Annotated in this window: 12 protein-coding genes; 10 read left to right on the top strand and 2 right to left on the bottom strand. The window is 71.8% G+C overall.

The genetic code is table 11. From position 1 onward, the window contains the following. Positions 1-146: 146 nt before the first annotated feature. The 7 genes from OHB49_RS09045 to OHB49_RS09015 all read left to right on the top strand — a co-directional run bounded on the left by OHB49_RS09045 (position 147) and on the right by OHB49_RS09015 (position 8,495). Positions 147-1,730 (top strand): ABC transporter substrate-binding protein, encoded by a 1,584-nt coding sequence (locus OHB49_RS09045; RefSeq protein ID WP_329159331.1) that lies wholly within the window; start codon positions 147-149, stop codon positions 1,728-1,730. Continuing rightward, positions 1,727-2,680 carry an ABC transporter permease gene (locus OHB49_RS09040; RefSeq protein ID WP_030971659.1) on the top strand — a complete coding sequence of 318 codons (954 nt, stop codon included), beginning with the start codon at positions 1,727-1,729 and terminating at the stop codon, positions 2,678-2,680. Before OHB49_RS09045 ends, OHB49_RS09040 begins: the two co-directional genes overlap by 4 nt. Further along, entirely contained in the window at positions 2,677-3,567 is an 891-nt protein-coding gene (locus OHB49_RS09035; RefSeq protein ID WP_030971661.1) for an ABC transporter permease, read from the top strand. The genes OHB49_RS09040 and OHB49_RS09035 overlap by 4 nt, the downstream gene beginning before the upstream one ends. Further along, complete coding sequence (locus tag OHB49_RS09030; protein WP_329159329.1) at positions 3,564-4,655, top strand: ABC transporter ATP-binding protein; 1,092 nt, start codon at positions 3,564-3,566, stop codon at positions 4,653-4,655. Before OHB49_RS09035 ends, OHB49_RS09030 begins: the two co-directional genes overlap by 4 nt. Before the next feature lie 80 nt (positions 4,656-4,735). Further along, positions 4,736-5,692: an ABC transporter ATP-binding protein gene (locus OHB49_RS09025; RefSeq protein ID WP_329166412.1), complete on the top strand. Its 957-nt coding sequence runs from the start codon at positions 4,736-4,738 to the stop codon at positions 5,690-5,692. A gap of 70 nt (positions 5,693-5,762) precedes the next feature. Beyond that, positions 5,763-7,604, top strand: coding sequence for a gamma-glutamyltransferase family protein (locus OHB49_RS09020; RefSeq protein WP_329159327.1), 1,842 nt, complete (start codon positions 5,763-5,765; stop codon positions 7,602-7,604). Between the two features lie 63 nt (positions 7,605-7,667). Beyond that, positions 7,668-8,495 (top strand): inositol monophosphatase family protein, encoded by an 828-nt coding sequence (locus OHB49_RS09015; protein WP_329159326.1) that lies wholly within the window; start codon positions 7,668-7,670, stop codon positions 8,493-8,495. 69 nt (positions 8,496-8,564) lie between these two features. On the opposite strand, the gene OHB49_RS09010 is transcribed toward OHB49_RS09015, so the two are convergent. Together OHB49_RS09010 and OHB49_RS09005 are read right to left on the bottom strand one after the other, a co-directional pair. Then, complete coding sequence (locus OHB49_RS09010; protein ID WP_329159325.1) at positions 8,565-8,990, bottom strand: VOC family protein; 426 nt, start codon at positions 8,988-8,990, stop codon at positions 8,565-8,567. 24 nt (positions 8,991-9,014) lie between these two features. Next, entirely contained in the window at positions 9,015-9,827 is an 813-nt protein-coding gene (locus OHB49_RS09005) for a nucleotidyltransferase domain-containing protein (protein WP_443079506.1), read from the bottom strand. A gap of 87 nt (positions 9,828-9,914) precedes the next feature. Here OHB49_RS09005 and OHB49_RS09000 point away from each other — a divergent pair, with 87 nt between their 5' ends. Genes OHB49_RS09000 through OHB49_RS08990 form a run of 3 tightly spaced genes read left to right on the top strand, consistent with a single transcriptional unit; the run spans position 9,915 to position 13,426 of the window. Next, positions 9,915-11,330, top strand: coding sequence for a phytoene desaturase family protein (locus OHB49_RS09000; protein ID WP_329159323.1), 1,416 nt, complete (start codon positions 9,915-9,917; stop codon positions 11,328-11,330). Positions 11,331-11,367: 37 nt separating this feature from the next. Then, positions 11,368-11,904, top strand: a complete 537-nt coding sequence (locus tag OHB49_RS08995) for an O-acetyl-ADP-ribose deacetylase (protein ID WP_329159322.1) — start codon at positions 11,368-11,370, stop codon at positions 11,902-11,904. A 49-nt stretch (positions 11,905-11,953) separates the two neighbouring features. Continuing rightward, the gene (locus tag OHB49_RS08990) at positions 11,954-13,426 is read left to right on the top strand and encodes an AlkA N-terminal domain-containing protein (protein ID WP_329159320.1); all 1,473 of its coding nucleotides are present in this window, start codon (positions 11,954-11,956) and stop codon (positions 13,424-13,426) included. Positions 13,427-13,428: the final 2 nt, after the last annotated feature.

Genomic DNA, 13,428 nt, shown 5'->3' with positions numbered 1-13,428 from the left:
TTCGTTATTCGATCGTCAGCGAAAACCGTCCGCTATGTGGACACCCCCCTTGCCCTGCGGACTGTATGCGAAATACGGTCGGCGATATTCCTTGATCACCCTCTGGCAGGAGGTAGGCCCTCGTGCGCCGACAAGCGGTTGCCCTGGTGGCAGTTGCATTGGTGTCCCTCACCTCGGGCTGCGCGTCGTTGCAGTCCTCGGCGACCGAGGTCGGCGGTGTGCGGAAAACCGATGAACGGTCCGTACGCGACGGCGGGACACTCACCGTTGCTCTCAACTCCGACCCGGACAAACTCGACCCCACCCTGGCCCAGACCCTCGTCGGCCGCACGGTCTTCGCGGGCATGTGCGAGAAGCTCTACGACATCGACGAGGACGGCGCGGTCGTGCCGCAGCTCGCCGCCGCACTGCCCGCCACCTCGGCCGACGGTCGCACCGTCACCGTCCGGCTGCGCCACGACCTGAAATTCAGCGACGGCACCAGGCTCGATGCCGACGCCGTCGTCACTTCGCTGCTGCGCCACCGCGATCTGCCCGGATCCGCGCGCGGCACCGAACTCGCCCCGGTCAAGTCCGTCCGTGCCACCGGCCCGTACACCGTACGGATGGAACTCGACCACCCGTACGTCCCGCTCACCGGTGTGCTCGCCGACCGGGCCGGGATGGTGATGTCACCGACCGCGCTCAAGAAGTACGGGAAGAACTTCACGAACCACCCGTCCTGCGTCGGACCGTTCCGGTTCGTCGAGCGGGTCGGCGGCGACCGGATCGTGCTGAAGAAGGACCCCAACTACTACGACGCGGACAAGGTCCACCTCGACGGGGTCGTCTACAAGCCGATCCCCGACGGCAACGTCCGGCTCGCCAATCTGCGCTCCGGCGACCTCCAGGTCGGCGACCAGATGGGCCCCATCGACGTCCAGAGCGCGCTGACCGAGCCCAAACTCCAGCTCTTCAACTCGCCGTCGCTCGGCTACCAGGGCATCGGACTCAACGTCGGCAATGTGCACGGCCTCGGCAAGAAGCCGGGCAAGCTCGACACCCCGATGGCCCGGGACGTTCGGGTCCGTGAGGCGTTCGAGCTCGCCATCGACCGCGAGACCCTCAACAAGGTCGTCTTCCAGGGTATGTACGAGCCGGCCTGCAGCCCGATCTCCCCGCAGTCCGCCATCGCCCCCGGCATCAAGCCCCAGGACTGTCCGAGGCGTGATGTCGCCAAGGCGAAGAAGCTGCTGAAGGAGGCCGGGGTGAAGACCCCGGTGAAGATCGAGCTGAAGACCTCCACCACCCCCGAACAGGGGCGCGTCGGGCAGGTCCTCCAGGCCATGGTCAAGGAGGCCGGCTTCGACCTCTCCCTGCGGCCCACCGAGTACGCCACCATGCTCTCGGAGACCGACGCCGGGCACTACGACGTCTTCACCAGCGGCTGGTCGGGACGGCTCGACCCGGACGGCAACGTCTCCAACTTCCTCAAGACAGCAGGCGCCATGAACGCCTACGGCCTCGGCGACCCCGAGATCGACCGGCTGATCGATGAGGGCCGCGCCGTGGCCGACCCGGCCCGGCGCACCAAGATCTACAACGAGCTGACCCGGCGCGTTCAGGACGCCCACACGATGATCTACCTCTACCGGCAGAAGAACTACGTCGTCGCCACCAAGTCCGTCGCGGGCATCCGCGTCTACGGCGACGGTCTGGTCCGGGTCAAGACTGCGGGGTACACCCGATGACGAAATACCTGCTGACGCGCCTTCGTCAGTCCCTCATCACGCTCTTCCTCGTCTCCATCGTGGTGTTCGCCGGAATCCGGGCCCTGCCCGGCGACCCGGCGCTCGCCCTCGCCGGCGAGGAACGCAGCCCCGAGGCACTCGCCGCGATCCGCGAGGCGTACGGGCTCAACGACAACATCGTCGTGCAGTACGGACGGTTCATCGGCCACGCCCTCACCGGCGACCTCGGCACCTCCTCCCGTACCGGACTCCCGGTCGCCGACGCCATCGGCCAGGCCCTGCCCGTCACCCTGGAACTGGCGGCGCTCTCCCTGCTGCTCGCCGTCGTCCTCGGTATCGGCGCCGGAGTCGTCGCCGCCGTGCGGCGCGGCAAGCCGGAGGAATGGCTCGCCAACGTCATCGCGCTGATCGGCCTCTCCGTGCCGACCTTCTGGCTCGGCATCGTGCTGGTCCTCGGATTCGCCATCGCCGTCCCGGTGTTCGCCGCCTCCGGCTACGTACCGTTCGGCACCGACCCGATCGACAACCTGCGCCGCATGGTGCTGCCCGCGATCGTCCTCGGCTCCGGACTCGCCGCCGTCGTGATGCGGCAGACCCGGGCCGCGATGCTCGACTCGCTCTCCGCCGACTACGTCCGCACCGCCCGTGCCAAGGGGCTGTCGAAGCGGTCCGTCGTCGGCGGGCACGCCCTGCGCAACTCGCTCGTCACCGTGGTGACCGTCCTCGGCCTCCAGCTCGGCCACCTGATCTCCGGCGCCGTCGTCACCGAGCAGATCTTCGTCCTGCCCGGCTTCGGCAAGCTCACCATCGACGCCGTCTTCACCCGCGACTACGCGACACTTCAGGCCGTGGTGCTCTGCACCTCCGCCGCGTACATCCTCATCAATCTGCTGGTCGACGTGGTCTATTCGGTCATCGACCCGCGCATCCGGCTCGGAGGTGCCCGGTGACCACCGCGACCACAGCGCTCCCCACCACCCCAGAGGCCACCAGGAAGCGGCCGAGCAGCGGCCGGCTCCGTGCCCTGCGCAAGAACCGGCTCGCCCTCACCGGCGGCATCATCGCCGCCGTCTTCGTTCTCGTCGCGCTCCTCGCGCCGCTGATCGCCCCGTACGACCCCGCCCAGCCGAACTTCGGGAACGTACTCGCCGAACCCAGCTGGGCCCACTGGCTCGGCACCGACGACCTCGGACGTGACCAGCTCTCCCGCATCGTGTACGGGGCACGCGCCTCCATGCAGGTCGGACTCGTCGCCGTCGTGCTGGCCTTCGTCATCGGCGTACCCCTCGGCCTGGTCGGCGGCTACTACGGCCGGTTCGCGGACAGCACCATCTCCCGGCTCACCGACACCATGCTGGCGTTCCCGTTCCTGGTGCTCGCCGTCGGCCTGGCCGCGATCCTCGGCCCGTCGCTGACCAACGCCACCATCGCCATCGGCATCTCGCAGATCCCCGCAGTCATCCGCATCACCCGGGCCGAGACCCTGCGGCTCAAGCACGTCGACTACGTCGGCGCGGCCATCGCCAACGGCGGTGGCGACGGCACCGTGCTCTTCCGGCACATCCTGCCCAACGCCACGTCGGCCCTCATCGTGCAGGCGACCGTGGGCATCCCCGCCGCGATCATCGGCGAGGCGCTGCTCAGCTTCCTCGGGCTCGGTGTCCAGCCGCCCGCCCCGTCGCTCGGCGTGATGCTCTCCGGCGCCCAGTCGTTCCTGGCGCCCGCCCCCTGGCTCGCCGTCTTCCCCGGCCTGGCGATCGTCGCGGCGACGCTGGCCTTCAACCTGCTCGGCGACGGACTGCGTGACGTCCTCGACCCCCGCGGAGGCACCCGATGACCGAGACCGTCCTCGAACCCGTACGGGAGCCGGTGCGTGAGCCGGTCCTCAGCGTCCGCGACCTGTCGGTGTCGTTCCGCTCCGACACCCGGACCGTGCACGCCGTCGACGGTGTCTCCTACGACCTCGCCCCCGGCGAAGTCCTCGCCGTGGTGGGGGAGTCGGGGTGCGGCAAGTCCGTCACCTCCATGGCCGTGATGGGCCTGCTGCCGCCGACCGCGCACGTCGGCGGGTCCATCAGGCTCGGCGGCCGGGAACTGGTCGGCGCCCACGAGAAGGAGCTCCAGAAGGTCCGCGGCAAGGACATCGCGATGATCTTCCAGGAGCCGATGACCTCGCTCAACCCGGTCCTCACCATCGGCCGGCAGATCGGCGAGGTGCTGCGCAGGCACCAGGGGCTGAACAGGAAGGACGCCAGGGCGAGGGCCGTCGAACTCCTCGAACTGGTCGGCATCCCAGCCCCGCAGCGCCGTATCGACGAGTACCCGCACCAGCTCTCCGGCGGCATGCGGCAGCGCGTGATGATCGCGATCGCCGTCGCCTGCGACCCGTCCGTACTCATCGCGGACGAGCCGACCACCGCACTCGACGTCACCGTGCAGGCCGGCATCCTCGAAGTCCTCCAGTCGCTGCGTGAACGGCTCGGCACGGCGATCGTCCTGGTCACCCACGACCTCGGCGTGGTGGCGGACGCCGCCGACCGGGTGCTGGTGATGTACGCCGGACGCTCCGTCGAACAGGCGCCGGTACACGACCTGTTCGCCTCCGCCCGACACCCGTACACCCAAGGCCTGCTCGGCGCCGTCCTGCGGCCCGGCGGCGAGGGCAAGCGGCGGCTGCCCGAGATCCCCGGCCTGGTGCCGAGCCTCGACAGCCAGCCGGACGCCTGCACCTTCGCCCCGCGGTGCAGCCGCGCCGACGACACCTGCACCGGTGGCCGGCCCGGCTTCAAGGCCATCGACCCGAAGGCAGGCGCGGACGCCCTCCACCGGGCGGCCTGCTGGCACCCCTATGGCGCCGACGCCGCCGCGGACACCACCCCCGCACCCGACACGACCGACACACTTGACCAGGAGGCCGGAGAGTGACCACCGCACAGACGGTCCCCGCACCCCGCGGCAGCGACGGAGCCGCCGGGCAGAACGTACCGGTGCTCGAAATCACCGCCATGGAACGGCACTTCGATGCCTCCGGCGGTGGCACCGTCCGTGCCGTCGACGGCGTCTCGATCACCATCGGCCGCGGCGAGGTCGTCGGCCTCGTCGGCGAGTCCGGCAGTGGCAAGTCGACCGTCGGCCGCTGCGCCGTACGCCTCGACGAACCGACCGGCGGCACCGTTCGCATCAACGGCACCGACATCACCCACCTCTCGCGCCGTGCCGTGCGCCCCCTGCGCAAGGACTTCCACCTGGTCTTCCAGGACCCGTCGTCCTCGCTCGACCCGCGCATGACCATCGGTCAGATCATCGCCGAACCGATCAAGCTGCACCGCCAGGCCCGGGGCGAGGAGGTGCGCGCCCGGGTCGAGCAGCTCCTCGCCCAGGTCGGCCTGCGCCCCGAGCACGCCGACCGGCATCCGCACGAACTCTCCGGCGGCCAGCGCCAGCGCATCTCCATCGCCCGTGCGCTCTCCTGCGACCCCGATCTGGTGGTCGCCGACGAACCGACGTCCGCGCTCGACGTCTCCGTACAGGCGTCCGTCCTCAACCTGCTCGCCGACCTGCAGCGCGACCGCGGGTTCGGCTGCCTGTTCATCACCCACGACCTGGCCGCCGTCGAGTTCCTCGCCGACCGGATCGCCGTGATGTACCTCGGGCAGATCGTCGAACAGGCCCCGACCGCCGAACTGTTCGCCTCCCCGAAGCACCCCTACACCCAGGCGCTGCTCTCCGCCGCGCCCGTCCCCGACCCGGTCGAGCAGCGCTCCCGCGAGCGCATCGTGCTCCACGGCGACCTGCCCAGCCCGCTCGATCCCCCGGCAGGCTGCCGCTTCCACACCCGCTGCCCGCTCGCCACCGACCGCTGCCGCACCGAGGTGCCGGCCCTGCGCGAGCTGTCCGGCGGACGGCAGGTCTCGTGTCACCTCGTCGAGGAGGACGGGACCGCCCCGGACGCGGCCTCCTGACCTCCCGTACATACGATCCGAACCACACGCAAGTACGTCGCACAGTACGTCGCAGCTAGGAGCCACATCCGTGTTCACCACCCGGCCGACCCTTCAGGGCACCTTCGGCATGGTGTCCTCCACCCACTGGCTCGCCTCGCAGTCCGCGATGGCCGTCCTGGAGGAAGGCGGCAACGCCTACGACGCCGCCGTCGCCGCCGGATTCGTCCTGCACGTCGTCGAACCGCACCTCAACGGCCCGGCCGGTGAGGTGCCGATGATCCTGGCCCCGAGCGACGGCGACGTGCAGGTCCTCTGCGGCCAGGGCCCGGCCCCCGCCGGCGCCACCGTCGCCCACTACCGCTCCCTCGGCCTGGACCTCGTCCCCGGCACCGGACCCCTCGCCGCCGCGGTCCCCGGGGCCTTCGACGCCTGGATGCTGCTGCTGCGCGACCACGGCACCAAGTCCGTCGCCGAGGTGCTGCGCTACGCGATCGGCTACGCGGAGGACGGCCACGCACCCGTCGAGCGGATCGGCCAGACCGTCGAGACCGTCCGCGAACTCTTCGAGACCGAGTGGCACTCCTCCGCCGACGTCTACCTCCCCGGCGGAAAGTCCCCGAAGCCGGGCGAGCTGTTCCGCAATACCGCCCTCGCCGCGACCTGGCGCCGCCTGATCGCCGAGGCCGAGAAGACCGGCGGCGACGACCGCATCGCCCAGATCGACGCCGCACGGAAGATCTGGAGCGACGGCTTCATCGCCGAAGCCCTGGTCCGCCAGGCCGCCCGCCCCACCATGGACACCAGCGGCAGCCGCCACACCGGCACCCTGACCGCCGCCGACCTGGCCGGCTGGTCCGCGTCGTACGAGGCGCCCGCCACGTACGACTGGAACGGCTGGACGCTCGCCAAGGCCGGCGGCTGGAGTCAGGGCCCCGCCTTCCTCCAGCAGCTCGCCCTGCTCCCCGCCGAGCTCCCGCAGTACGGCTCCGCGGAGTACGTACACCTGCTCATCGAGGGCTGCAAGCTCGCCATGGCCGACCGTGAGGCCTGGTACGGCGACGCCGCCGACGTGCCCCTCGACGTGCTGCTCTCCGAGCCGTACAACGCCGAGCGGCGCGCACTGATCACCGACGAGGCGTCGCGCGAGCTGCGCCCCGGCAGCCCCGGCGGCCGCACCCCCGTCCTCAGCGACCACGCGCACGCCGTCGCTTCCGGCGAGGGCGGGTTCGACGCCATGGGCATCCCTGCGGCGGGTGTCGGTGAGCCGACCGTCGCGAAGGACGGCGCCGCTGCCGGAGAGCCGACCGTCGCCGAGGACGGCGCGACCCGTGGCGACACCTGCCACGTCGACATCGTCGACCGCTGGGGCAACATGGTCTCCGCCACCCCCAGCGGTGGCTGGCTCCAGTCCAACCCGGTGGTGCCGGAGCTGGGCTTCCCGCTCGGCACCCGCCTCCAGATGGCCTGGCTCGACGAGGGCCTGCCGAACTCCCTCACCCCCGGCCGCCGCCCCCGCACCACCCTCACCCCGTCCCTCGCCCTGCGCGACGGCGTCCCGGTGATGGCGTTCGGCACGCCCGGCGGCGACCAGCAGGACCAGTGGCAGGTCCACTTCTTCCTCGCCGTCGCGCTGCGCGCCGAGGTCCGGGGCGGGCTCGACCTGCAGGGTGCCATCGACGCACCGAACTGGCACAACGACAGCTTCCCCGGCTCGTTCTTCCCGCGCGGCATGCGGCCCGGCAGCGTCACGGTCGAGGAGCGCATGGACCCGGAGGTCGTCGAGGAGCTGCGCCGCCGCGGCCATGACGTCACGGTCGGCGATCCGTGGTCCGAGGGCCGGATGTGCGCCGTCGCCCGCGACCCGGAGACCGGGGTGCTCTCCGCCGCTGCGAACCCCCGTGGCATGCAGGGGTACGCCGTAGGCCGCTGACCGGCCATCTTCACGTCATGACCAGGTCGTCAGGGACCCGGTGGACCGTGCTTAGCTGGGGTCATGATCGATGACTTCCTTGCCGGGGACCTGACCGAGGTCGAGGAGGCGGTCCGCGCAGCGGCCGCCGCCGAGATCATGCCGCGCTACCGGCAGCTCGCCGCACACGAGATCGTCGAGAAGAGCGGTCCGCACGACCTCGTCACCACCGCCGACCGCCTTGCCGAGGAACACCTCACCGCGTCCCTGACCCGGCTCCTGCCCGGCTCGGTGGTCGTCGGTGAGGAGTCGGTCCACGCCGATCCGAAGGTGTACGACGCCCTGGGCGGCGAGGCACCGGTCTGGATCGTCGACCCGGTCGACGGCACCCGCCAGTTCGTCCGCGGCGAGCCAGGCTTCTGCACGCTCGTCGCCCTTGCCCACCACGGCGAACTCCTCGCCTCGTGGACGTACGCCGCGGCCCTGGACGAGATGGCGGTCGCGGTCCGTGGCCGGGGCGCCACGCTGAACGGCGTCCCCGTACGTTCCGGATCGCCCGTGCCGGGCGCCGTGCTCGAGGTGGCCATGTCGCACCCGGACTACACCTCGGATGCCCAGAAGCGTGCCCTGCTCGGCCTGCGCACCGAAGGCATCAACGCGCGCCCGTGCGGCTCGGCGGGCCTCGAATACCTGGCCGTCGCCCGCGGCGACCAGGACGCGGTCGCCTTCAACTGGGAGTACGCCTGGGACCACGCGGCGGGCCTGCTCCTGGTCACCGAGGCGGGCGGCGCCCAGGCCACGCTCTCGGGCGCTCCGTTCCGTATCACCGGCGGCAACGCCCTGCCCTTCACGGCCGCCCGTGACGAGGCGACGGCCGAGCGGATCCTGGAGGCACTGCGCGCCGGAGGATGACCTGGCCGCACGGGACTCGCGTCGGCCGGCCGTCCGCGACGAGCCGGGCCGTCTGCCGCGAAGACCGGGCTACGGCTGCTCCGCCCGGTGCAGGACCAGGCAGAACGGATGCCCAGCCGGATCGGCATAGATCCGCCACGGCCGCTGGGCCCGCTCCGGGTCGGCCTCCCCGGCACCGTCCGTGCTCCCGTCGTCGAGCACGGAAGCTCCGGCCGCGACGACCTCCGCCTGCGCCGCGTCCAGGTCCGGCACACCGAAGTCCAGATGGAACTGCTGGGGCCGCGCCGGGTCCGGCCACTGCGGCGGCCGATGATCCGCCGCCCGCTGGAACGCCAGGACGAGACCGGTGTCGGTGTGCAGCGTCGCCCAGTTCTCGTCGAGCCCCCACCGCCGGTCCGGCTCATTGACCCGGCCGCCCACCACCGACCGGTAGAACTCGGCGAGACGTACGGGATCGGGGCAGTCGAGCACCACGCACTGAAGTTCGGCGATCATGACCGGATCCTAAGCCGGACCCGGTCACCGGAGCACTGCCCGCACATCGCGCACCACGGCCGCCGCCGTCTCCACCGCCGCCACGTCCAGCCCCCGCAGCGCCACGCCCACCCGCTCGGCGAAGTCCGCCGGAGTCTGCGGCAGCAGCGCGGCCGCCGCCAGCGCGCCCTTCTCGTTCAGACACCAGGTGCGGTGATGGGCGTGGAGGGACTGGGCGAGGATGCCGAACGCCCTCGACAGGCACAGTGCGACATGCAGGGTGTCACCGGAGGAGGCCGATTTCCGTGCTGCGGCCACCGAGAAGTCCGCCTCCCAGGCGGCGTCGGCGAGTGCCTTTCGCAGCGGCTCCGGGTAGCTGCGGGTCTCCTGTTGAAGCCCCGTCAGTTCACCGGAAGGATCGGCCAGTACGCGGCCGAGCGCCACCTCGCCCGGATAACAGGGGGACCAGAACCCCAGTGGGTGACCGGGCTGGACGCCCACCTCGAAGCGGCCCTCACAGCAGTCGGACCAGACCTGCTCGACCCGGTCCAGGTCGCGGAGGATCCAATCCACCGGTGTCCCGTCGACCCGTAGCCAGGCACCGCCGTTGACCCACGGTCCCCAGCCGCCCGGCCCCGCCACCTCCACCGGGGAGCCCTGCACCTCGCACGCCAGTGCGGTCAGTGCGGCCAGGTCGGGAGCGCCCCGGTAGTAGACGCCGAGGTCCCAGTCGGAGTCCGGGCGGTGTGTGCCACGGGCGCGGCTGCCGCCGAGGACGACGGCCCGGACACCTGGCAGTTCGGCCAGTCGCGCCGCCATGTCGCCGATGAGTGATACTGGCACCGAATCCCTGTTCATCGGCAGGGACGTTACCCGCGGCCCGGCTGTCGGTGCGGCGGAATATCCTTCAGTCTCATGGCCGTCGGCTGACAAAGGAGTCCGCAGGTGCCGTCGATGCTCGATGCCGTCGTCGTGGGGGCGGGACCCAACGGACTGACCGCCGCCGCAGAACTGGCCCGCCGTGGCTTCTCGGTGGAGGTGTTCGAGGCGGCTGAGACCATCGGAGGCGGCGCCCGCACCGAGGAACTCACCCTCCCCGGCTTCCGCCACGACCCGTGTTCCGCCGTGCACCCGCTGGGCATCGGCTCACCCGCGTTCGCCGCGATGCCGCTCGCCCGGCACGGCCTGGAGTGGCTCCAGCCCGAGCTGGCGCTCGCCCACCCCTTCCCGGACGGCTCCGCCGCGATCCTCACCGGGTCGGTGGGGGAGAGCGCCATGTCGCTGGGGCCGCAGGACGCGGGGGCGTACCGCAGACTGCTCGCCCCGTACCTCGGCCACTGGGACACGCTCGCCGAGGACTTCCTGCGGACCCCGTGGGACGGGCTGCCGCGCGATCCGTACCACTGGGTGCGGTTCGGACTGGCCGCGATCCAGCCCGCCACACTGCTCTCCCGCCGGTTCCGGGGCGCGAAGGCGCGCGGCCTGTTCGCCGGGCTCGCCGCCCATGCCATAGCTCCCACCAGCGGAATCGCCACCGGCGGAATCGCCCTGCTGTTCGCACTCGCCGCGCACGAGAACGGCTGGCCGGTGCCGCGCGGCGGCTCACAGGCCATCTCGGACGCCCTCGCCTCGTACGTACGCGAACTGGGTGGCGCGATCCGAACCGGCACGGAGGTCAAGCGCCTCGACGAACTCCCGCCCGCGCGCGCCTATGTCTTCGACACCTCGCCGACCGCTCTCGCGCGGATCGCCGGACTGGGCAACGCCTACCGCGGCTACCGGTACGGCGCCTCCTGTTTCAAGATCGACTATGCCCTGTCGGGCCCGGTCCCCTGGACCGCGAAGGAGGCACGGCGGGCCGGCACCGTCCATGTCGGTCCCACGGCCGGTGAGATCGACGGGGCGCTGCGCGCCGCGGTGGCGGGCCGCGACCCGAGCGTGCCGTTCCTGATCACCGCGCAGCCCAGCCTCTTCGACCCGTCGCGAGCGCCGGCGGGCCGCCATGTCTTTTGGGCGTACGGGCATGTCCCGGCGGGCTGGGAGGGCGACGCCACCGAAGTCGTCGAGCGGCAGCTGGAGCGGTTCGCGCCCGGCTTCCGCGATCTGGTGCTCGCCCGCGCCGTCGCGGGTCCGCCGCAACTCGCCGCGCGCAACGCCAATTACGTCGGCGGTGACATCGCCTGCGGCGCGTTCGCCGGACTGCAGACGGTGATCCGGCCGAAGCTCGCCCGCGTGCCGTACGCGACGGCGCACCCGGCGGTGTTCCTGTGCTCCTCGGCCACTCCTCCCGGGCCCGGGGTGCACGGGATGTCCGGTCACCATGCGGCGAAGGCGGTCTGGCGACGGCTCCGGGCGGTCTGACCCACCGGAGCAGCCCGGTGACGGCATGATGGCCCGCATGAGCACACCTCCGACCGTCAGAGTCACTCTGGTACGCGGTGACATCACCCAGCAGTCCGTCGATGTCGTCGTCAACGCGGCGAACTCCTCGCTGCTCGGCGGCGGCGGGGTCGACGGAGCGATCCACCGCCACGGCGGTCCGGAGATCCTCGCCGCGTGCCGGGCGCTGCGCGCCTCGCAGTACGGGAAGGGGCTGCCCACCGGCCAGGCGGTCGCCACGACCGCCGGCAGGCTCGACGCCCGATGGGTGGTCCACACGGTGGGACCGGTCTGGAGCAGTGCCGAGGACCGGTCCGCGCTGCTGGCCTCCTGCTACCGCGAATCGCTGCGTGTGGCCGCCGAACTGGGCGCGCGTACCGTGGCCTTTCCCGCCATCTCGACCGGCATCTACGGCTGGCCCATGGACGACGGAGCGCGCATCGCCGTCCGTACCGTGTTGGCGGAGGCTGCCGCGCCGGTCGAGGAGGTGCGGTTCGTGCTCTTCGACGCACATGCGTTCGTGGAGTTCGAAGAGGTCCTGGCAGCGCAAGGTTGATGTCGGATTCTCGCCAGCCCCCACCCTTCCGGTGACCCATGCTTGAAGCATGTACACCGACACCGAGCGCTGCGTACGGGCCGTCCGGTCCAAGGATGCCCGGTTCGACGGCTGGTTCTTCACGGCGGTCCTGACCACCCGGATCTACTGCCGTCCGAGCTGCCCCGTCGTGCCGCCCAAGGTCGAGAACATGACCTTCTACCCCAGTGCCGCCGCCTGCCAGCAGGCCGGATTCCGCGCCTGCAAGCGGTGCCGGCCCGACACCAGCCCCGGCTCCCCGGAGTGGAACGCCCGCGCCGACTCGGTCGCCCGCGCGATGCGCCTCATCGGGGACGGGGTCGTCGACCGCGAGGGCGTGCCGGGGTTGGCCGCCCGGCTCGGCTACTCCGCCCGCCAGATCGAACGCCAGCTCCTCGCCGAGCTGGGAGCCGGCCCGTTGGCCCTGGCCCGCGCCCAGCGCGCCCAGACCGCCCGGCTGCTCATCGAGACGACCGAACTCCCCATGGCCGACGTGGCGTTCGCGGCCGGGTTCTCGTCCGTCCGCACCTTCAACGACACCGTCCGTGAGGTCTTCGCCCTCGCGCCCGGCGAGCTGCGCACCCGCGCCGCCCGGTCGGTGAGGTCGCCGGCGACACCGGGCGTGATCGCGCTGAGGCTGCCGTACCGGGCCCCGCTCAACCCGTCCAACCTCTTCGGCCACCTGGCCGCGACAGCGGTACCCGGCGTCGAGGAGTGGCGCGACGGCGCCTACCGCCGCACGCTCACCCTCCCGTACGGGCACGGCATCGTCGCCCTCACTCCGCACCCCGACCACATCGCGTGCCGGCTCCTGCTCACCGATCCGCGCGACCTCACCCGCGCCATCAGCCGCTGCCGGTGGTTGCTCGACCTGGACGCCGACCCGGTCGCCGTCGACGACCAACTGCGGGCCGATCCGCTGCTCGCGCCGCTGATCGACAAGGCCCCGGGGCGGCGGGTGCCGCGTACCGTCGACGGCGCCGAGTTCGCCGTACGGGCGGTGCTCGGCCAGCAGGTCTCGACGGCCGCCGCCCGCACCCACGCGGCCCGTCTGGTCACCACGCACGGCATCCCTGTCGACGACCCGGAGGGCGGCCTCACCCACCTCTTCCCGACGCCCGAGGCGCTGGCATGCCTCGACCCCGAGCAGCTCGCCCTGCCCCGCAGCCGCCGCACCACCCTCACCACACTTGTCGGTGCGCTCGCCGACGGCTCGTTGCGGCTCGGCACCGACAGCGACTGGGAGAAGGCCCGGGCCGAACTGATCGCACTGCCCGGCTTCGGCCCGTGGACCGTCGAGGTCATCGCCATGCGGGCGCTCGGCGACCCGGACGCCTTTCTCCCCACCGACCTCGGCATCCGGCGGGCGGCGCAGGAACTCGGCCTCCCGTCCACGCCCGCGGCGCTCACCGCACGCGCCGCGGCCTGGCGGCCCTGGCGGGCGTACGCGGTCCAGTATCTGTGGACGGTCGACGACCACCCCATCAACCACCTGCCTGTATAAGG

This window comes from Streptomyces sp. NBC_01717, assembly GCF_036248255.1.
Classification (GTDB): domain Bacteria; phylum Actinomycetota; class Actinomycetes; order Streptomycetales; family Streptomycetaceae; genus Streptomyces.
Note: the sequence above shows the minus strand (reverse complement) of the source record. Positions and strands in the feature narration are given on the sequence as shown.